At 70.0% G+C, this 19,234-nt stretch carries 23 protein-coding genes; 13 read left to right on the forward strand and 10 right to left on the reverse strand.

The window, feature by feature from the left end; translation table 11 throughout:
- Positions 1–176 precede the first annotated feature (176 nt).
- From ACYVOK_RS07595 to ACYVOK_RS07605, 3 genes are read left to right on the forward strand one after another with little or no spacing between them, the layout of a single operon-like run.
- On the forward strand, positions 177–686 hold the full coding sequence (locus ACYVOK_RS07595; RefSeq protein ID WP_460661549.1) for an RNA polymerase sigma factor: 510 nt from the start codon (positions 177–179) through the stop codon (positions 684–686).
- Positions 683–1,357 (forward strand): hypothetical protein, encoded by a 675-nt coding sequence (locus tag ACYVOK_RS07600; protein WP_460661550.1) that lies wholly within the window; start codon positions 683–685, stop codon positions 1,355–1,357. Before ACYVOK_RS07595 ends, ACYVOK_RS07600 begins: the two co-directional genes overlap by 4 nt.
- 47 nt (positions 1,358–1,404) lie before the next feature.
- Positions 1,405–2,073, forward strand: coding sequence for a hypothetical protein (locus tag ACYVOK_RS07605; RefSeq protein WP_460661551.1), 669 nt, complete (start codon positions 1,405–1,407; stop codon positions 2,071–2,073).
- Positions 2,074–2,245: 172 nt separating this feature from the next.
- Here ACYVOK_RS07605 and ACYVOK_RS07610 read toward each other — a convergent pair whose 3' ends face one another.
- Together ACYVOK_RS07610 and ACYVOK_RS07615 are read right to left on the reverse strand one after the other, a co-directional pair.
- Entirely contained in the window at positions 2,246–2,758 is a 513-nt protein-coding gene (locus tag ACYVOK_RS07610; protein WP_460661552.1) for a phosphatase domain-containing protein, read from the reverse strand.
- Positions 2,751–3,308, reverse strand: coding sequence for a GNAT family N-acetyltransferase (locus ACYVOK_RS07615; RefSeq protein ID WP_460661553.1), 558 nt, complete (start codon positions 3,306–3,308; stop codon positions 2,751–2,753). Before ACYVOK_RS07615 ends, ACYVOK_RS07610 begins: the two co-directional genes overlap by 8 nt.
- Before the next feature lie 120 nt (positions 3,309–3,428).
- On the opposite strand from ACYVOK_RS07615, the gene ACYVOK_RS07620 reads away from it, so the two are divergent.
- A complete protein-coding gene (locus ACYVOK_RS07620; RefSeq protein ID WP_460661554.1) occupies positions 3,429–4,544 on the forward strand; it encodes a metallophosphoesterase family protein in 1,116 nt (371 codons plus the stop codon).
- A 7-nt stretch (positions 4,545–4,551) separates the two neighbouring features.
- Positions 4,552–7,323, forward strand: a complete 2,772-nt coding sequence (locus ACYVOK_RS07625; protein WP_460661555.1) for an AAA family ATPase — start codon at positions 4,552–4,554, stop codon at positions 7,321–7,323.
- Here the strand turns inward: ACYVOK_RS07625 and fdhD are convergent.
- Together fdhD and ACYVOK_RS07635 are read right to left on the reverse strand one after the other, a co-directional pair.
- Complete coding sequence (fdhD, locus tag ACYVOK_RS07630; RefSeq protein ID WP_460661556.1) at positions 7,307–8,140, reverse strand: formate dehydrogenase accessory sulfurtransferase FdhD; 834 nt, start codon at positions 8,138–8,140, stop codon at positions 7,307–7,309. The genes ACYVOK_RS07625 and fdhD overlap by 17 nt on opposite strands.
- Before the next feature lie 4 nt (positions 8,141–8,144).
- Positions 8,145–9,140: a phosphotransferase family protein gene (locus ACYVOK_RS07635; RefSeq protein WP_460661557.1), complete on the reverse strand. Its 996-nt coding sequence runs from the start codon at positions 9,138–9,140 to the stop codon at positions 8,145–8,147.
- A 57-nt stretch (positions 9,141–9,197) separates the two neighbouring features.
- Here ACYVOK_RS07635 and ACYVOK_RS07640 point away from each other — a divergent pair, with 57 nt between their 5' ends.
- Complete coding sequence (locus ACYVOK_RS07640) at positions 9,198–9,815, forward strand: trimeric intracellular cation channel family protein (RefSeq protein ID WP_460661558.1); 618 nt, start codon at positions 9,198–9,200, stop codon at positions 9,813–9,815.
- On the opposite strand, the gene ACYVOK_RS07645 is transcribed toward ACYVOK_RS07640, so the two are convergent.
- The gene (locus ACYVOK_RS07645) at positions 9,798–10,517 is read right to left on the reverse strand and encodes a MerR family transcriptional regulator (protein ID WP_460661559.1); all 720 of its coding nucleotides are present in this window, start codon (positions 10,515–10,517) and stop codon (positions 9,798–9,800) included. The two genes, ACYVOK_RS07640 and ACYVOK_RS07645, sit on opposite strands and share 18 nt — an antisense overlap.
- Positions 10,518–10,557: 40 nt before the next feature.
- On the reverse strand, positions 10,558–11,757 hold the full coding sequence (locus ACYVOK_RS07650) for an MFS transporter (RefSeq protein WP_460661560.1): 1,200 nt from the start codon (positions 11,755–11,757) through the stop codon (positions 10,558–10,560).
- A gap of 97 nt (positions 11,758–11,854) precedes the next feature.
- Between ACYVOK_RS07650 and ACYVOK_RS07655 the strand changes: the two genes are divergently transcribed.
- The 3 genes from ACYVOK_RS07655 to ACYVOK_RS07665 all read left to right on the forward strand — a co-directional run bounded on the left by ACYVOK_RS07655 (position 11,855) and on the right by ACYVOK_RS07665 (position 14,303).
- Positions 11,855–12,922, forward strand: coding sequence for a ferrochelatase (locus ACYVOK_RS07655; protein ID WP_460661561.1), 1,068 nt, complete (start codon positions 11,855–11,857; stop codon positions 12,920–12,922).
- Positions 12,919–13,719 (forward strand): inositol monophosphatase family protein, encoded by an 801-nt coding sequence (locus tag ACYVOK_RS07660; RefSeq protein WP_460661562.1) that lies wholly within the window; start codon positions 12,919–12,921, stop codon positions 13,717–13,719. The genes ACYVOK_RS07655 and ACYVOK_RS07660 overlap by 4 nt, the downstream gene beginning before the upstream one ends.
- A 284-nt stretch (positions 13,720–14,003) precedes the next feature.
- Complete coding sequence (locus tag ACYVOK_RS07665) at positions 14,004–14,303, forward strand: DUF4193 domain-containing protein (RefSeq protein WP_130379292.1); 300 nt, start codon at positions 14,004–14,006, stop codon at positions 14,301–14,303.
- Between the two features lie 118 nt (positions 14,304–14,421).
- On the opposite strand, the gene ACYVOK_RS07670 is transcribed toward ACYVOK_RS07665, so the two are convergent.
- The gene (locus ACYVOK_RS07670; protein WP_460661563.1) at positions 14,422–14,745 is read right to left on the reverse strand and encodes a DUF4235 domain-containing protein; all 324 of its coding nucleotides are present in this window, start codon (positions 14,743–14,745) and stop codon (positions 14,422–14,424) included.
- A gap of 29 nt (positions 14,746–14,774) precedes the next feature.
- Positions 14,775–15,203, reverse strand: coding sequence for a DUF3093 domain-containing protein (locus ACYVOK_RS07675; protein WP_460661564.1), 429 nt, complete (start codon positions 15,201–15,203; stop codon positions 14,775–14,777).
- A gap of 77 nt (positions 15,204–15,280) precedes the next feature.
- Between ACYVOK_RS07675 and dut the strand changes: the two genes are divergently transcribed.
- From dut to ACYVOK_RS07695, 4 genes are all read left to right on the forward strand, one after another.
- Positions 15,281–15,733, forward strand: a complete 453-nt coding sequence (dut, locus tag ACYVOK_RS07680; protein ID WP_460661565.1) for a dUTP diphosphatase — start codon at positions 15,281–15,283, stop codon at positions 15,731–15,733.
- Between the two features lie 96 nt (positions 15,734–15,829).
- A complete protein-coding gene (locus tag ACYVOK_RS07685) occupies positions 15,830–16,534 on the forward strand; it encodes a DUF3710 domain-containing protein (protein WP_460661566.1) in 705 nt (234 codons plus the stop codon).
- Positions 16,535–16,552: 18 nt separating this feature from the next.
- Positions 16,553–16,942 (forward strand): OB-fold nucleic acid binding domain-containing protein, encoded by a 390-nt coding sequence (locus ACYVOK_RS07690; RefSeq protein WP_460661567.1) that lies wholly within the window; start codon positions 16,553–16,555, stop codon positions 16,940–16,942.
- Positions 16,935–17,777, forward strand: a complete 843-nt coding sequence (locus ACYVOK_RS07695; RefSeq protein ID WP_460661568.1) for a DUF3159 domain-containing protein — start codon at positions 16,935–16,937, stop codon at positions 17,775–17,777. The genes ACYVOK_RS07690 and ACYVOK_RS07695 overlap by 8 nt, the downstream gene beginning before the upstream one ends.
- A 36-nt stretch (positions 17,778–17,813) precedes the next feature.
- Here ACYVOK_RS07695 and ACYVOK_RS07700 read toward each other — a convergent pair whose 3' ends face one another.
- Together ACYVOK_RS07700 and ACYVOK_RS07705 are read right to left on the reverse strand one after the other, a co-directional pair.
- On the reverse strand, positions 17,814–18,491 hold the full coding sequence (locus ACYVOK_RS07700; protein ID WP_460661569.1) for a potassium channel family protein: 678 nt from the start codon (positions 18,489–18,491) through the stop codon (positions 17,814–17,816).
- 9 nt (positions 18,492–18,500) lie between these two features.
- Complete coding sequence (locus ACYVOK_RS07705; protein WP_460661570.1) at positions 18,501–19,163, reverse strand: potassium channel family protein; 663 nt, start codon at positions 19,161–19,163, stop codon at positions 18,501–18,503.
- Positions 19,164–19,234 lie beyond the last annotated feature (71 nt).

Raw genomic sequence — 19,234 nt, forward strand, 5'->3', positions numbered from 1 at the left:
TCGCTGGGGTAGCGGGTCGGCTGTAAACCCGCCTCGCTGCGCTCGGCGGGTTGGATCGACGGTCACCTCGCTGGAGGTGGCGGGATGGAGTTGCCCGGCTCGCGGAGGCGGGTTTCGGGTGATCTGGGACAGGAGGAGTGATCGGCGGGGTTGGGGAGGCGGAGATTCTGGCTCGGGTGCGGGGTGGGGATGCTGCCGCGTACGGCGAGCTGGTGGTGCTGCATGCCCAGGTGGCGAAGCGTACGGCGGTGTTGCTGGGAGCGGGCGCGGATGCGGACGACGTGGTGCAGGAGTCGTTCGTGAAGGCGTACAAGGCACTTGGCAGTTTCCGCACCGGGGCGCCCTTCCGGCCGTGGCTGCTCCGCATCATCGCCAACGAGACACGGAACGTCCTGCGCTCGCGCAGCCGCCGGTCCCACCGCGAAGAGCTGGCCGCACCGCTCGACGTCGTACTGGATCCCGCCGAGCAGGCCGTCTCACTGGAACGGCGGCGGGAGCTGCTGACGGCGGTGCGGTCGCTGCCGGAGCCATTCCGGCTGGTGGTGACCTGCCGCTACCTGCTGGACCTGGACGAGCAGGAGACCGCCGTGGTGCTCGGCTGGCCGCGTGGGACGGTCAAGTCCCGGCTGCACCGCGCGCTGGGACGTTTACGGGATGCGCTACCGGACAAGGAGGTGCAGCGATGAACCTGGACGACGAACTCCGCGCTCTCGGCCGTTCTGCCGTCGTACCTCCGGTCGACGAGGGTCTGAAGGCCGCAGTGCTCGCCCGAGTGGCAGACATCCCCGTACGGCGGTCGCTCAGGGACCGTTGGCGGACGTTCTTGGCCCTGTTCCTGGTGCTGGTCGCGGGAGCGGTAGCGACGCCTCCGGTCCGCGCGACGGTGGCGGAGTGGCTCAACATCGGGGGAGTGCGGGCCCAACCGATCGGCACCGCCCCGACGAGTACGCCGACCGGACCACCTGCTGTGACCGGCCAGCTCTCCTTGGCGGAGGCGGAGCGCGTTGCCGGCTTCAAGCCGGCGCTTCCGGCCGGGCTGGGGGCACCGAAGGGTGTAGAGGCGTCACCGGCGTTCGTGGCGCTGGGATGGGACGGTGTGCGCCTGGAGCAGTTCCGGGCCGAGGTCTCGCCGCTCTACTTCAAGAAGTACTACCGGAGCCTCGAGCACATACCCGAGGTCGACGGCTACTGGTTCGACACAGCGCACGAGCTCGTCCTGGTCGACTCGGCCGGCGTCGAGCGCCGGGTCCGGGTAGCAGGCCCCACCCTGGTCTGGGTCCGTTCCGGCGTCACCTTCCGTCTCGAAGGCGTCGCCGACAAGGCACGAGCCGTGCAGCTGGCCCGCGGAACCTCGTAGCCGTCGGCGGTGTACCAGGGGTGAGTCCTCGTCTCAGGGAGAGCGCCATGGTCCGCCGTACTCTTGCTCTGTTCGTCACCGTGCTCGCCGTCGCCGCGCTCGGGGCCGCGCCGGCCCAGGCCGGCGGACCGACCAGCGTCCTGCTCAGCAGCCCACCCAAGGTGGTTGCCGTCGGCTACGAGGATCAGCGGTACGCCGACCTCCAACGCCTGACCGACTCCGTCGGATCACGCGACGCGGCGGGAGACGAGCGCCATGCCGTGGGCAACTTCGTCCGCGCCGCCTGGCTGATCCACGACATGTCGGTCTGGCGGCTCGACATCATCTACCCGGACGCGCCAGGCGGTCCCTGGATCGCCCGGCAGGAGTACAACGGCGGCCCCAGTTCGGGGAAACCCACCTGGCACACGCCGGCCGACAAGGTCGGACTGCTGAAGCTCCTCGGTTCGCTGCAACTGCTCTCCGGTCAGCGCAACGGTGAGCCGTCGTACGGCGGTCCGACCTCGTTCCATCACCCGGCCGACGCAGCGCCGGCCTCGGAGCCTCCGGCCGCCGAGTCCCCGGCCGAAACCGCACCGGCCAAGGTCGAGTCGACCAGTGTCTTCACCGGCTGGCGGTGGACGATCCCCGGCTTCCTGCTCGGTGCGGTCCTGGCCGTGGTCGCCGTACGCCTGCTGCCGAGGCGTCGGGACTGGCAGCTGATCGACGCCGAATGAGTCACGCCAGCTGAGCGGCCATCTCGAAACCGGCGAACAGGCGCCCGCCATACTGGTCGAGGATGCTGTCCACCTCCTCGACCAGCGCAGCGGTGTCCCGTACGCCGGCAAGCAGGTCGCCTGCTGCTTCGCTGAGCCCTCACCTGCGCAGTGCCGGCCGTAACCGGAATGACTAGGTGCGGCCCTCTTTTTCCTGGGCCTCGAGGAGGGTGGGCTGGGTTTCGGCGTCGAGTCCCCAGTCGGCCCTCATCACCGGGTAGCCGGCCTTCTCGGCCGCCGCGCACACCTTGACGTCGTCGTCGACCAGGACGGCGATCGGCCGCTGCTCGGCCAGCCGTTTCAGCCGGCCGAGTTTCATCGTCACCGACGGGCGGCGGTCGGTGTTCCCGCGCATGTAGACCTCGCCGTCGGGGAAGCCGTTGTCCTTCAGCCACTTCAGCGTGTCCCGCCGCAGCCGCTCCGGCCGGCCGGTCAGGTAGACGATGTCGTGGTCGGCCGCGAGCGTGGTCGCGACCGCGAGACCCTCGTCCAGGACGGCGTCCTCCTTGGCATGCGCGAAGAACGAGTCCCAGTCCTTCGGCCGCTTCTGGATGAAGTGGATCCGCTTGCTGGTGTCGGACAGCGTCGCGTCGATGTCCAGCACGGCGTACGGGCGCCGATCCTCGAACCTACTGTCGTCAGGCACGTCGTCCAGCTTCCCAGGTACGGCGGTCGACGGCGTACTCGACCTCGCCGAACTCGATCCCGGGCAGCGGGTCGTCGAAGTGCTCGTGGAAGATCCGGACGAACCGCAGCCCGGACCGCCGCATGACCGCGCGGGCCCGTTGGTTCACCGCCATCGTGTCCGCGACGACCTTCTCCATGCCGAGCTCGCCGAACGCCTTGTCGATCAGTGCCTTCGTGCCCTCGGTCGCGTACCCCTTGCCCCAGGCGGTCCGGTTCAGCCGGTACCCGACGTCCACGACCTTGTCCTCCGTGGTCGGCTGCAGCCCGAACCACCCCACGAACGCCCCGTCGCTCTTCTGATGAGCCGCGAACGTCCCGAGATCCGGATGCTCGCCGTACCCCTTCAGGATCCCCGGCAGCACCACCCGCTCGACCTCGTCCCGCGGCGTCGCCTGACCGGTCAGAAACCGCATCACCTCGGGGTCCGAGTCCAGCTCCACGAGCAACTCCAGATCCTCCTCGGTGAACCTGCGCAGTACCAGCCGCTCGGTCTCCAGATAGCTCTCCACAGCCGCGATTATCCCGGGCGGCGCGTCCGGAGTGTGGGCGGTGTGCAGGTTGGGGTGTGTTGGGTTGGGCGGTTGTCGGTGGGGCGGGTTAGCGTTCTCAGCGCGATGGAAGAGTCGATCATGTTTCTGCACAGTTCGGACTGGCAGCTGGGGATGATGCGCCGGTTCCTGGGGCCGGACGGTCAGGCCCGGTGGGGTCAGGCCCGGCTGGACGCTGTCGCGCGGATCGGTGACGTCGCAACCAACACCGGAGCGGCGTTCGTCGTCGTCACCGGCGACGTGTTCGAGCACAACCAGGTCGAGCGGCAGACCATCCTGCGGGCCTGTGAAGCACTCAAGCGGATCCCGGTCCCGGTCGTCCTGCTGCCGGGTAACCACGACGCCCTCGAGCCCGGTTCGCTCTGGACGTCCGCGCAGTGGCAGGCGCACGCGCCCGAGCATGTCACGGTCCTGACCGACACCAAGCCGCTGGAGATCCTGCCCGGGGTGGAGATCGTCGGCGCGCCGTGGCGGTCCCGCCGGCCGCTGTCCGACCCGGCGGCTCCCGGGTACGCCGACCTGAAGCCCGCGCCGCCCGGCACGACCCGGATTCTGCTCGCGCACGGTCAGCTGACCAGTCTCAGCGGCGGCATGTCCGACGTACCGACGATCGATCAGGCAGCCCTCGAAGCCGCGGTCGCGGACGGCCGGCTGCAGTACGTCGGCCTGGGCGACCGGCACTCGACCACGCGGGTGACCGATCGCATCTGGTTCTCCGGGACGCAGGAGGTCACCTCGCCCGAGGAGGACGCCCCGGGGAACGTGCTCAAGGTGACGATCGGCGCCGGCGAGATCGAGGTCGAGCCCGTGCGGGTCGGCGCGTGGCACATGGTCGACCATCGCGTCGAACTGTTCGACGAGGAGTCGCTGCGGGCTCTGGAGGACTGGTTCGCGGAGTTGCCGGACAAGGAGCGGACGTATGTCCGGCTCGCCGGTGACGGTTCGCTGCCGCTCCCGCTGTACAGCCGACTCGACATGATCATCGAGGCGCAGGGCGAGGTCTTCGCGAGCGTCGAGCGGTGGGCGAAGTTCTGGACCGTCCGCCCGGCGCCCGACGCGGCCGATCTGGACGCGTTGCAGCTGAGCGGCCCGGCGCGTGCGGCGATGGAGGAACTGCGGCAGGCGCTGGCCGCCGGTGACGACGCCGCGGGTGCCGCGCTGTCGTTGATGCACCGCCTGGCGCGGGACGCGGGATGAGGTTGGGTTGAGACTGCACAGTCTGACGTTGCGGAACTTCCGCGGCGTCAAGGACCGCACTGTTCGGCTGCCCGCACTCGGCACCACCGTGGTCGTCGGTGACAACGAGGTCGGCAAGTCCAGCCTGGTCGAGGCGTTCGGCCTGATCTTCGACCTGCCGGACGACTCGAAGTCGACCCGGATCCGCGACATCCAGCCGGTCGGCCAGGACGTCGGTCCCGAGGTGACGGTCGAGCTCACCCTCGGCGGCCGTGAGCTCACCTACTCGAAGCGCTGGCTGAAGAACCGGTCCACCGAGCTGACCGTGGTCGAGTCCGACGGGCGGCGTACGTCGTGGACCGGTCGCGAGGCCCACAACGAGGCCGAGCGCCTCTTCCACGAACACGTCGACCCGGTGCTGTGGCAGACCCTGATGGTCAGCCAGGGCCAGTCGCTGGTGCTGCCGACACCGGCCGACGCCGAGCCGCTGATCACCGCGGTGACAGCCGAATCCGGTACGCCGGTCGACGGCGCGTCGATGCCCCTCGTGACGGCTGTCGAGCACGAGTACCTGCGCTACTGGACCCGCGGCGGACGGCCGACCGGCGACTTCGCCAGGTCCGAGAAGGCGGTGGCGGCCGCCGAGCTCACCGCGGCCCAGGCGCTGAAGGCGATGGAGGAGGTCCAGCAGGACATCCGTCGCGCCGAGCGGCTCGCGCTCGACCTCCAGGACGTGACGAACCGGCTGGCCGACCACCTCGCGTCGGTCGAGGAACTGCGCGAACGCAAGAAGGCGACCGACGAGATCCTGCTGCGCCGCGACTCGGTCCGGGCCCGCGCCGAGACCGCGCGCGCCCGCCTGGAGAACCACACGCGGACCCGGCTCGAGCGGGAGCGGCTGCTCCAGGAGGTCGAGCGGTTCACCAAGGCCGATGCCGAACTGGCCGAGCGCCGGGCCGATGCCGAGACCGTCGCGAAGACCGCGGCGGAGACCGTGCATGCGGCCGAGGCGGCGCTGGCCGAGGTGGTCGAGCTCAAGGACGCCCGCCGTACCGACGTCCAGGAAGCGGAACTCCGCGTCTCGGAGTTGATGGACCGCGCCGAGCTCGACCGGCTGCTCGGACAGCAGGCCGAACTGGTCGACGTCCGCGCTCGTATCGCCGCGGCCGGGACGATCCTGGACCGGATCAAGGTCGACGACGCGCTGGTCGCCGCACTGGAGGACGCGCACGCCGCGGTCGTCGAAGCCCGCGCCGCGCTCGCCGCCGGCGTCCCCGAGGTGTCGGTACGGCGGCTCGGCGCGGAGCCGGTCGAGTTGTCCGGGACCGGGCTGGACTGCCCGGGCGGCAAGGTGCCGGGGGAGCTGGGGTTCGACGAATCGACTGAGCTGCTCGTCTCCGGGGAGCTGGTGGTCGGCGTACCCGGGCAGGTCGAGGTGACCGTCCGGGCGGGTGGGGAAGCGGCGACACTGCGGTCGCGGGTGGATGACGCGGTCCGGCGCGAGCAGGACCTGCTGAAGAAGGCCGGGGTCAAGGATGTCGCGGCGGCGCGTGAGTTGCTGCGGAAGGCGGACACGGCGTCCGCCGAATTGCACGAGGCCCGGCGGACCGAGCGTTCGCTGACAGCCGGTGGTGATCCGGCGGAGCGAATCGCGGTGCTGACCGCGCGGCTCGGCGTCGGCCCGGACGACGACGCAGATGCCGAGGAGACCGGCTCGAGGCAGCCCGCGGTCGAGGGCGTGCCGGGGCAGATGTCACTGTTCGAGGAGTTCGCGTCGCCGCACGACACGCTCTTCGACGACTTCGAGCTGCCGGCCGCCGAGCCGGACGACCTGGCTGCTGCGCAGCGAGCCTTGGAAGAGGCTCGCGCCGGGCTGGCCGAGGCCGAGCGGTTGCTGGGCGACGCGGAGTTCGCGGCGGCTCAGGCCCGGAAGGCGGCCGACGAGGATCGGTCGGAGGCGCAGAACGCGCGGGCGCGGTCGGAGATCGCGGCCGAGCGGCTGGCCGCGGCCGTCGAGGCGTTGGAGACCGCTCGGGGTGTTCTCGACGACGAGGCGGTCGTCGCGGCCGAGACCGAGGCGATGGCTGACGTCGAGACGGTGCTCGAGGAACTGACCGCCGTACAGGAGCAGGCCGACGCTGCCGGAGCCGACCAGATCGCCGGTGAGTTGGCGGACGCTCTGGCCGTTGCCGAGCGGCTGCAGAGTGAGCGGGACAGCCTGCGCGATGCGCTGCGGACGACCGAGGGCCGGCTCGAGCAGTCGGGCCGGGACGGTTTGGCGACGCGGCGCGATGTGGCCGAGTTGGAGTTGGCCGCCGTACGCGCGGAGCACGACAGCTTGCGGCGCCGGGCCGAGGCGGCTCGGCGGGTGTACGAGACGTTGAGCCGGCACCGGGCGGAGGCGCAGACGAAGTACTCCGAGCCGCTGCAGAGCCGGATCGAGTCGCTCGGGCGGAGTGTGTACGGGCAGTCGTTCCGGGTCTGGCTGGACGACGACCTCGCCGTGGCCGAGCGCGAGTTGGACGGCACCCGGCTGCGAGTGGAGGCGCTGTCGACGGGCGCTCAGGAGCAACTGGCGATCATCACCAGGCTCGCGATCAGCCACCTGGTCAGCACCGGCGAGGGCAGCGTGCCGGTGATCTTCGACGACGCCCTGGGCTGGTCCGACAAGGCCCGGCTGCGCGACATGGGCGCGCTGCTCGGCCGGGCCGGCGACCACGGCCAGATCATCATCCTGACCTGCATGCCGGACCGCTACGAGTACGTCCCGAAGGCCACCTTCATCAAGCTGGACGCGTGATCCGTCCCGGTGCGCTGTAGACGACGCACCGTTCGCCGCGGGTGAAACCGGCGAGCGTCACGTCGAACCGACGGGCCAGGTCGACGGCCAGACTCGATGGCGCGCCGACGGCCACGATCATCCCGATCCCGGCGGCGACCGCCTTCTGGACGATCTCGTAACCGGCGCGGCCGCTCACCGCCAGCACCAGACCCTTGCGGCTGTGGTTGTTGAGGACCGTCCACCCGACCGCCTTGTCGACTGCGTTGTGCCGGCCGACGTCCTCCTTCACCACGACCCTCCGGCCGTCCGCGGTGAACAGCCCGGCCGCGTGCAGACCGCCGGTCCGGGTGAACATCGGCTGCCCCTCGCGGAGCAGGTCCGGCAACCGCCGTACGACGTCGACCGGCACCTGGACCGGGTCGACAGGGGCGTAGTCGCGCTCGGCCAGCTCGTCCAGGCTCTGCTGCCCGCAGACACCGCACGCCGCCGAGGTCACGCCGTACCGCTGCGGTGGCTCCCGGTCCGGTGGGCCGTCGAAGGTCACGGTGACGGTGTTGAACTGCTGCTCCCGGGTCAGCCTGACATCGGTGCAGTAGGCAACGGTCTTGATGGCGTCCGGCCGCACCGCGAAGCCCTCGCCGAGACAGAACCCCGCCGCCAACTCGAAGTCGGAACCGGGCGTCCGCATCGTCACCACCAGCGGCTCGGGCGGACGGCCGGGCCACTCCAGCCGCAGCTCGAGCGGCTCCTCGGTGACGACGACGTCCTCCCGCCGGGAGGTCCGGTCGCCGTCCAGCACCTCGACCTTGAACCTCGTGGTCGGCCCTTTGCTCATACCCTCACGGTAGCCACTGCCGCCGTACGGCGAGCCAGTCGAGGAAGGTCCAGGCGAAGTACCGCTGGTGCTCGCGGACGGCCTGCGTGCATCCGAGCGGAGGCGGCGCGTCGGCGTTCCTCAGCATGTACGCCGCGACCACGGCGGCGAAGCAGTCGAGGTGATCGGCCGGTACGCCGGCGGTCAGCGGACTGCGCCGGATCGCGGCGGCCGTGTCGATGCCGTGGTGCTGCGCGACCGGCAGCAGCCCGACCCAGTCCATCCAGCGCGGACCGAGCGAGAGCCAGTTCCAGTCGAGGATCCAGCAGGTGTTCGCACTGTCGATCAGCAGATTGTCCGGTCGCAGGTCGCCGTGCGTCGCGGCCTCTGCGGTGAAGGCCTCCGGTGCGAGCTGTAGCAGGTCGTCCAGCTGGGGCAGTACGTCGCCGGCCCACGGCTGCAGGCCGCTCGGCAAGGGCAACTCACCGGCTCGGATCAACGACGGGATCTGGAGCGGAGACGGGTCACCGCCGGAGATGTCGCTCAGGAAGGTCCCCAGTCCGTCGAACGGACTCGGCTCCATCGCCTCCGCGATTCGCTCACAGGTGGCGGTCACGATTTCGAAGTCCGCCGTCGTCCACGGAACACCCGGCATGCGCGCCGGGATCCACTCGGACGCCAGCGCGAACCATGCGCGTTCGGAGTCCGTGGCATGAGCGGTCGCGAGGACGGCCGGGACCTGGATGGCCGACGGCAACTGGGGGACCACCTCGGCTTCGCGTTGGTACGCGCCGTAGGAGTGGAGAGTGTCGTCGGAGGCCTTGACGAAGACCCGGCGGCCGTCGGCAAGCCGCACCGGCGCCGCGAAGCCGCCGGTGAAACCCGACCTCACCGGCGCACCGGCCTCGACCACCTCAGTGCCCAGGGCGGCAGCCAGGTTCTCCCGGAGCGCGAGCGGGACCTTAGCCCAGTCCGGGCGCAGGGAAGTGTCGGTGTAGTCGACCTCGGGAACGCCGGCCATGATCACAGACCATAGAGCGCGACGGCGTACTGCCGCCTGTGGTTTAGCGTGCGGGTTGTGAGTGGATCCGTTGTTCTGCAGGTGCTCGACCTGGTGGGGATCTTCGTGTTCGGCATCACCGGTGCGCTGGTGGGCGTCCGCAAGAAGCTCGACGTGTTCGGCGTTCTGGTGCTCGCGCTCGTCACCGGGCTGGGCGGCGGGTTCATCCGGGACGTGCTGATCGGTGCGACCCCGCCGGCCGCGCTGGAGGACTGGCGCTACCTGGTGGTCCCGGTCGCGGCCGGGTTGATCACGTTCTTCCTGCACCCCGGGATCGGCCGGCTCGAGCGGCTGGTGAACATCTTCGACGCGGCCGGCCTCGCGCTGTTCTGCGTAACCGGCGCGCTGAAGGCGATCGAGTACGACCTGTCGCCGCTGTCGGCCGCGCTCATCGGCACCATCTCCGGTATCGGCGGCGGGGTGATCCGCGACATCCTGAGCGGCCGCGTGCCCGTGGTCCTGCGCTCGGAGATCTACGCCACCCCGGCGTTCCTCGGTGCGGGGATCGTGGTGGTCGCGGCGGCGCTCGAGTACCACGCCCTGTGGGTGCCGATCGCGGCCGCGGTCACCTGCTTCGTCATCCGCCTCTTGGCCATCCGCCGCGGCTGGAACGCGCCCCTACCCCGCAACCCGTGACGGCGGCGCCCAGCCGTTGACGACCGCGAGCAGCTCCTGGTACCGGTGCCAGCGTGGATCGACTTCCGTGCGGCGGAGCTCGATCAGCTTTCCGCGGAGCTCGGGGTTGCGCCAGTCCCCGGCGAGCGTGCGGTAGCCGGCGACCATCCGTCGTACCCCTGTCCGAAAGTCCTCGTCCTGGGTGAGCACCGCCAGCTCCAACCAGGCCTCGACCTGCTCCGCGTCGGCGTCGTCGGGCAACTCCGGCGTCAGGTTCCGGCGGATCGCGGCGAAGTCCGGGTCGTCGCCGAGGATCGACGTGAGGAAGTCTGCGATCAAGGTACGGCGTTCGTCGTCGGAGCGAGCGGAGAGGATGTGCATGAGTTCGAGCTCCTCGGGAGTGGAGTGGCGCCGGGCGATCACCGACAGCGCCGCGTGCCGCAGCCGCAGGGTCCTGAGCTGGACCGCGAGAGCGTCGGCGAGCGCGGTGGCGACCTCGGCCAGGGTCTGCTCGTGGTCCAGCACCTTCCGGACCGTGGCCAGGTCGATACCCAGGGCACGCAACGTCCGGATCAGGTCCAGCCGGGCGAGCGCGGTGCCGTCGTACCGGCGATGGCCCGCAGAGGTACGGCGGGACGGCAGCAGGCCGTGGTCGGAGTAATAGCGGACCGTCTTCACCGTGACCCCGGCCCGCCGGGCCAGCTCGCCGATCGAGTGATCCATACCGGCCACCCTCGCATCTCCCCTCGGAGGAGATACAAGACTAGTTGTGGGCGAATCTGGTTTTGGGCCGTGCGAAGGTGATGGAGACCGCGGCGACCAGGGCGCAGGCGATGCCGACGGAGAACGGGACCCAGTACGCGGTCGACGGGCCCCAGACGTCGACGGCGTGGCCGGAGGCCGCGTTGCCGGGGGCAACACCGAGCAGGATGCCGGTGACCGTCCAGGTGATCGCCTCGGTCAGGCGCTGCGGCGGGACCCACTCCTCGACGCAGGCGGTGACCGCGACCAGCGTCGGCGCGATCGTCATACCGCAGCCGAACAGCACCACACCGAGCAGCCACACGCTGTCGACCCAGGGGAGTGGTGCCAGCGTGACGGCGAGCAGGATCGTGCCGATCAGCAGGCGCCGCTCGACGGGCGCACGCCAGTGCACCGAGCCGTACCAGAGACCGGCCAGCAGGCTGCCGAAGGCCCACACGGCCAGTACGACGCCGGACATCCCGGCCTGACCCTTCTCGGTCGTGAACGCGACCGTGATGACCTCAGCACCGCCGAGCGTCGCGCCGAGACCGAGCCCGATCAGGCTGAGCAGCAGGATCGAGAGCCAGGGGAGTGGTGCCTGCTCAGCCCCGTTGGCCTTACCGCGACCAGGCGGGTCCGATGCCCGCAGGAGTGCAAGCCAGATGCCGCCGATCAGTCCGAGCACTCCGGCCGCGGCCAGAGCGGCGTACGGGCTGACCTGAGTGGCGAGCACGGTGACCAGCACCGGCCCGACGATGAAGACGACCTCGTCACCGACCGCCTCCAGTGCGAACGCGGTCTGCAGCGCCCGGCCGCGACCGAGCAGATGTGTCCACCGGGCCCGGACGAACGAACCCACCTGCGGACGAGTGCCACCGGCAACGAACGACAACGCGTACAGCACCCAGGTGGCCGAGTCCGCACGCACCGCGACCAGCAGCGCCGCGAGTGCGATCGTGCAGACCACCGAGCCGATGTTCAGCAGCGTGCCCTGACCGAACCGGTCGACCATCCGGCCCTGGATCGGGCCGGTCAGAGCGCCCGCGATGACCGCCACACCGGACACCGCACCGGCCAGGCCGTAGGAGCCGCTCTCCTGCGCGATCAGGATGACGATGCCGAGACCGATCATCGAGATCGGCATACGCCCGAGGATCCCGGCGGCGAAGAACGCGCTGGCACCGGGTCGGCGCATGAGGTGGACGTAAGGCTTGAGCATGGGAAACCGGGAACACCCTAACCGTCTTCGGCTCAGGACCGTGCATCCTTTTCACCCCTGCCACCTCGCGTCACCACCCGGCTGAGAAACTTGAACCATGCCTGTGGATGCTTCGCCGTACGACGCGGTGCTGTTGCTGTCCTTCGGAGGCCCCGAGAAGCCCGACGACGTGTTGCCGTTCCTGCAGAACGTGACCCGCGGCCGGGGGATCCCCGACGAGCGGCTGAAGGAGGTCGGCGAGCACTACTACGCGTTCGGCGGGAAGAGCCCGATCAACGACCAGAACCGGGCGCTGCTGACGGCGCTGCGGGCGTCGTTCGACGAGATCGGGCTGGACCTGCCGATCTACTGGGGCAACCGCAACTGGGCGCCGTACCTGACCGACACGATGCGGCAGATGGCCGACGACGGCATCCGCCGGGCCGTGGTGATCGTGACGTCGGCCTACCCGTCGTACTCGGGCTGCCGCCAGTACCGGGAGAACCTGGAGGACGCCGCGCGGCAGGTCCCGAACGCACCCCGGATCGACAAGCTCCGGCACTACGCGAACCACCCCGGCTTCGTCGGCTCGTTCGTCGAGGCCACCGCGAAGGCGCTCGGCGAGCTGCCCGAGGGCTCGGCGATCGCGTATGTGACGCATTCCATCCCGACCGCGATGAACGCGACCAGCGGACCGGACGGCAACGCGTACGTCGACTGGCACCTGGACGTGGCCGCCGAGATCAGCGCGGAGATCGAGCGCCGGACCGGCCGGACCCGCAGGACCGATCTCGTCTACTGCTCCCGCTCCGGCCCTCCGCAGGTGCCGTGGCTCGAGCCGGACGTGAACGACCACCTGGAGACGCTCGCGGCCGACGGCGTACCGGGTGTGGCCGTGGTACCGATCGGGTTCGTCTCCGACCACATGGAGGTCATCTACGACCTCGACACCGAGGCCGCCCAGACCGCCGAGAAGCTGCACCTCCCGATGGCCCGGGCCGCGACACCGGGCACCGACGAGCAGTTCGTCACCATGCTGCGCGACCTGGTCGTCGAGCGGGCCGCGGTCGAACGTGGCGAGCAGCCGGCCCGGCCGTGTGTCGGCAGGCTCGGCCCGGCCTGGGACGACTGCCGCCACGACTGCTGCCCACCTCTGCGCCGACCTACTCCGAAGGACGTTGTATGACTACCGAGAGCCCCCAGGACCTGCTCAAGCTGGCCGTGGAGGTGGCGGAGGAGGCAGCCCGGCTGATCGTCGAGCGCCGCCGCGGCACGATCACGGTCGCCGACACCAAGAGCACCATCACCGACGTGGTCACCGCGGTCGACCGCGAGTCCGAGGAGCTGATCCGGGCCCGGGTCCTGCGGGCCCGCCCGGACGACTCGTTCCTCGGCGAGGAGGGTGACGACGTGGTCGGCACCAGTGGGGTGCGCTGGGTGGTCGACCCGATCGACGGCACGGTGAACTACCTGTACGACATCCCGACGTACGCCGTCTCGATCGCGGTCGAGTACGACGGGGAGACGGTCGCCGGTGTGGTCGTCGACGCGCCGAAGGGTGAGGTGTTCACCGCCACCAAGGGCGGAGGGGCGTTCCTGGACGGCCGGCCGATCCAGGTGTCGGGGTGCACGGAGTTGAGCACCGCGCTGGTCGGGACCGGGTTCGGGTACGACCCGGTCCGCAGGCAGGTCCAGGCCGAGGTGATCCAGCAGTTGATCACCAAGGTCCGTGACATCCGGCGGATCGGGGTCGGCGCGATCGACCTGTGCTACGTCGCCTGCGGCCGGCTGGACGCGGTCTTCGAACGCGGGCTGAACCCGTGGGACTACGGAGCGGGTGTGCTGATCGCGAGCGAGGCCGGCGCGACCGTCGGCGGGCTGAACGGGGACGAGGTGTCGCCGGAGATGTCGATCGCGGCCAGTCCTGCGCTGTTCGGGCCGTTCCACGAACTGCTGGCCGCCACGGATCCCTTGCGCGCATAAGTGTCGCTGCGTGCACGTTTGTGCGCATGAGTGCGCACAAACGTGCATTCGCTTGTTCGCTCCTGACATTTGTCGCGACACGCTGGTCACAACATGGACCCCGACGCGCGCGAAGGGCCCTCGATAGGGCACAATCTCGCCCTCGGGAGCGGTGAACGCCGGTCCCGGCCTGGCTGTCAAGGGTTTCGGGGGACGAAGGATTCCGGTGCGGAATTTCTCGGCCGCTCTACCCGTTCAAGGGCTCAGCAGGCAACACCACGGGTACGAAGAGGGCAGGGAACACCATGGCGACTGATTACGACGCCCCGCGCAAGACGGACGAGGACGCTTCCGAAGAGTCGATCGAGGAGCTGAAGACTCGCCGTCACGACAAGAACTCCGGCAAGGTCGACGAGGACGAGGCCGAGGCGGCCGAGAGCTTCGAGCTGCCCGGGGCCGACCTGAGCCACGAAGAGCTGGCGGTGCGGGTGCTTCCTCGTCAGGCCGACGAGTTCACCTGTTCGAGCTGCTTCCTGGTTCACCACCGCAGCCAGCTCGCGGAGACGAAGAACGGGCAGCTGATCTGCCGCGACTGCGCAGCCTGACCCAGCGCCCTCCTTCACCGAACACAGCGGGACCGCCCCCACCCGGGGACGGTCCCGCTCGTTGTTCCACCCACACTCACCACACCGGATCCTTCAGCGTCCATCAAACGGCTCGGCGTCAGTCCTTCTTGACCAGGCCGGTGTCGGTGTTCCTGACGAGGCGCTGAGTGGCGTCCTGCTCGTAGCCGGGGGGCGGGTGGCCGGTCGACTTGAGGTAGTACTCGGCCGCCCGGCGCTCGGCGAACAGCTTCGCCGCGGCCGCCGCGGCACCGCTCGCGACCGCCCAGCCGACCACCTCGGCGTAGTTCCCCTGGCCGCCCTTCGGCGGTTTCCCGCCTGCTCCGAGCTTCCAGGCCGTGCTGATCGCCTTGTTCGCGACCAGGCCCACGGCCAGTGTGAACGCGGCCAGCACCAGCTTCCAGCCGATCTTCGCTCCGACCACAACAGCCTCCTAACGGCAGTCCCCGACAGTCAGGATCTTGTCACGCTGTGCCCGGTCAGCGCTGCTGCCAACCGTTCCGGTGCCCGCGTGGCGATCACCCAGTACGGCGCCGGATCGCGCGGATCGGTGATCTCCACCCGCACCGCGCCCCGCACATAGCTGCGCAGCAGTAGGTAGGCGTTCGGGTCGCAGTCCCGTCCGAACGCGTGCCGGGCGTCGTCCCCGTGCAGCGCCTCGACTCTGCCGAGGTGCACCCGCTCGATCACGGCCCGCCCCGCCCGGAGCCGTTCCGCGTCCACCTCGACCCGCGCTCCGCCGTACCGGATGAAGAAGACGACCAGCAGGACCAGGGCGACACCGCCGACGATCGCGCCGGCCAGGGTTCCGGCCGGTACGGCGGTGATGACGAACAGCGTCACGACAGCGGCGGCGGCGATGAGCCACCAGGACACAGGCACGCTCAGACGTTCGCGGTAGGCACCCACGGGACCAGCCTGGCACGCGACCCGCCGGAGCGCGTCGGTAGGGTCCTCCCGTGACCGAGGTTCTGATCCAGCGACTCGACCCCGACCTGCCGCTGCCGTCGTACGCGCACCCCGGCGACGCCGGCGCGGACCTGGTGGCGGCGAGCGACATCACCCTGAAGCCGGGCGAACGCGGCCTGGTCGGCACCGGCATCGCGATCGCCCTGCAGGACGGGTACGCCGCCTTCGTCCATCCGCGGTCCGGGCTGGCCGCCAGGCACGGGGTGTCGCTCGTCAACGCGCCGGGCACCGTGGACGCGGGCTACCGCGGCGAGATCAAGGTCTGCCTGATCAACCTGGACCCGCATGCCGAGGTCACGCTGCGGCGCGGTGACCGGATCGCGCAGTTGGTGATCCAGCGGGTGGAGAAGGCCCGCTTCGTCGAGGTGACCACGTTGCCGGGGTCGGCCCGCGGCGACGGGGGACACGGCTCGACCGGCGGTTTCGGTGATGTGACACGCTGATCAGGTGCGCGCGTTGACCTGACGGATGCGCGAGACTACGGCGGCTGTACGAACAAAGAATCAGGCTGTACCGATCTAGAAGCAGAGGCAAGGGCTGTGATCTTCCGCCGCAAGGCCAAGAACGAGGACCCCGCGACGACCGCGGACGCGGTTGCCAAGCAGGAGGACCCGGCGACGACCGCCGATGTGGTGGCCGACGACGAGGTCTCCGAGACGACCGCGCCGGACGACCGCGCGAAGGGGCCGTTCGACTCCGGTGAGGTGGACCCCAGCGTCCTGGAGGCGGAGGACCGGATCGACCTGGGCGCGCTGGTGATCACCGGCCAGCCGGGGATGGAGCTGCGGCTGCAGGTCGACGAGCAGTCCGGCCAGGTGCAGGCGATCCTGCTGGTGCTCGAGGACTCCGCGCTGGAGCTGCGCGCGTTCGCCGCGCCGAAGTCCTCCGGCATCTGGTCCGAGGTACGGCGTGAGATCGCCGCCGAGGCCAGCCGGATGGGCGGTACGGCGACCGAGACCGAGGGTCCGTTCGGCACCGAGCTGGTACTGGTCGTCCCGGTCGAGGACCCCGACGGCCAGATCTTCAGCCAAACCTCGCGGGTGATCGGTGTGGACGGCCCGCGCTGGCTGCTCCGGGCCACCGTGCTCGGCCGGGCCGCGGTCGAGCCGGACGCGGCCCCGCCGATGGAGGAGACGCTGCGCAGCACGATCGTGGTCCGCGGGCCCGAGCCGATGGCGGTGCGTGAGCCGCTGCCGTTGCGGCTGCCGCCGGGTGCTCAGCCGGCGCCCGGTACCGAGGCGTGACGGGGCTACACTCGAATCATGGGTAGTAACAAGCCCGCTGGGTTGTGGCGGCGAGCCATCCGCGGCCTGGCCGGCGACCGCGAGCAGCAGGACGCCGAGGTCCTGCAGGACTTCGCGCAGGACTGTGGCGCGCGGTCGATCACCGGCTGCCACGACCGGGAGCTGGTCACCCTCTTCGGCACGCTGCGCACGATCACGTTCAGCCCGCGCGGCGGCGTACCGGCCCTGGAGGGGGAGTTGTACGACGGCACCGGCACGGTCAAGCTGATCTGGCTCGGCCGGCGCAAGATCGCCGGGATCCACCCCGGCTCCGAGCTGATCGTCTCCGGGCGGATCGGTGTGGTCGACGGCGATCGGGTGATGTTCAACCCGCGCTACGAGCTCCGCCCGCAGGCAGCGCATGGCTGACCCGCGCCGCGACCGGGTCGATGACGACCAGCAGGCCGAGACGGGTCTGCGCCGGCAACTGGACGAACATCTCGACGAGCAACTTGTCGAGATGTTGCGTCCCGAGGTCGAGGCGGCCGAGTCCGTCCTGACCGGTGACGAGCAGAAGGACGAGCAGAAGCAGGCCGGGCCGGACAAGCCGCAGACCACGGACAAGGACTTCTTCCACGCCCTCGGCGGCTGGGGCGCGCTGCTCGACATCGGGCTGCCGTGGATCGCCTTCCTGATCGTCTACGCCGTCAGCGACCACGATCTGCGGCTGGCATTGATCGTCGCGATCGGGTGCGCCGCGCTGGTCGCCGTACTGCGGCTGCTCCGTCGGCAACCGTTGCGCAACGTGGCCGGTGGCTTCGTCGGCGTCCTCATCTCCGCCTGGGTGGCGAACCGCACGGGCGATGCGAAGGACGTCTACCTGCCCGGGTTCTTCACCAACCTCGCGTACTTCGCGCTCTACACGCTCACGATCCTGATCCGCTGGCCGCTGTTCGGCGTCCTGTACGGCGTGATCACCCAGACCGGGACGGCGTGGCGCCGGGACCCGGCGATGCTCAGAGGTTTCACCCGCGCGACTCTGGTCTTCGCGGCCCTGTTCGCCCTGCGTCTGATCGTCCAGGTGCCGTTGTACCTCGTCGACAGCCTGAACGCCCTCGGCATCGCGAAGGTCTGCATGGGTCTTCCGCTCTATGCGCTCGCGCTCTGGCTCGCGTACGCCGTACTGCGGGGATCACTGCCACCGGACAAGTGGGACGAGGCCCGCGACCACGTCACGCATCTGCTCCGCGGGAACAAGAAGTAAGAACAGTGCCCGGGCCAGACGGCCCGGGCACTTTCTTCATTCAGCTCTGTGGTGGTGGTGCGGGGAGAGGATGGCCTCGAGTTGCTCCTCGGTCTCGTCGGCCGCGACGAACAGCAGTTCGTCGTTGAGCTCCAAGGTGCCCTCCGGGTCCGGGCGCAGTACCCGGCCCTCGCGCAGGATGACGACCAGCGCGGTGTCGAGCGGCCAGTCGATGTCGCCGACCCGTTGGCCGATCATCGGGGAGTCCTCGGGCAGAGTCAGTTCGACCAGGTTCGCGTCGCCCTGACGGAAGGTGAACAGCCGGACCAGGTCGCCGACCGAGACGGCCTCCTCGACCAGCGCGGACATGATCCGCGGGGTCGACACCGAGACGTCCACACCCCAGGCCTCGTTGAACATCCACTCGTTCCGCGGATGGTTGACCCGGGCAACGGTCCGGGGAACGCCGAACTCGGTCTTGGCGAGCAGCGAGACGACCAGGTTGACCTTGTCGTCGCCGGTGCTGGCGATCGCCACCTGGCAGCGCTGCAGCGCGGCCTCCTCCAGTGACGACAGTTCACAGGCGTCGGCCAGCAGCCACTCGGCCCGCGGCACGGACTCGGCCTTGATCGCCCGCGGGTCCTTGTCGATCAGCAGCACCTCGTGGCCGTTCTCCAGCAGTTCGGCGGCGATCGAACGGCCGACATTGCCGGCACCGGCGATGGCTACCCGCATCACAGCTCCTCAGGCATCTTCGGGCTTCGCGCCGAGTTGGGACTCGATCGCGGCCGCATCCTTTTCCAGCATCACGACGTGGACCAGATCACCCTCCTGGATGACCGTGTCGGCCCGGGGCAGCAGCCCCTCGCCCAGCCGGGTCAGGAACGCGACCCGGGCACCGGTGGCCCTCTCGATGTCGAACGCCGGCCGGCCGACCCACTCGGAGTGGACGTGGACCTCGGCCAGCCGGACCGTGCCGGACGGGTCGCGCCACTCCGGCTCGGAACCCTCCGGGAGCAGCCGGCGCATCATCTGGTCGACGGTCCAGCGCACGGTGCCGACGGTGGGGATGCCGAGCCGCTGGTACACCTCGGCACGACCCGGGTCGTAGATCCGGGCCACCACGTTGTTGATGCCGAACGTCTCCCGGGCCACCCGGGCGGCCAGGATGTTGGAGTTGTCGCCGTTGGAGACGGCGGCGAACGCCTCGGCCTCCTCGATCCCGGCGTCGATCAGGATCTCCCGGTCGAAACCCATGCCGGTGATCGTCCGGCCGGTGAAGTTCGGGCTCAGCCGCCGGAACGCGTCGGCGGACTGGTCGATGATCGCGACCGTGTGGCCGCGTTTCTCCAGGGTCCTCGCGAGCGTCGAGCCGACGCGGCCGCAGCCCATGATGACGACGTGCACTCGGTGATCACTCCTTGCCCCAGGTGGGGCCACTGGCATCGGTTCGGCAGGGATAGACGCTACACCGCTCG

It is taken from the genome of Kribbella swartbergensis (assembly GCF_054784135.1).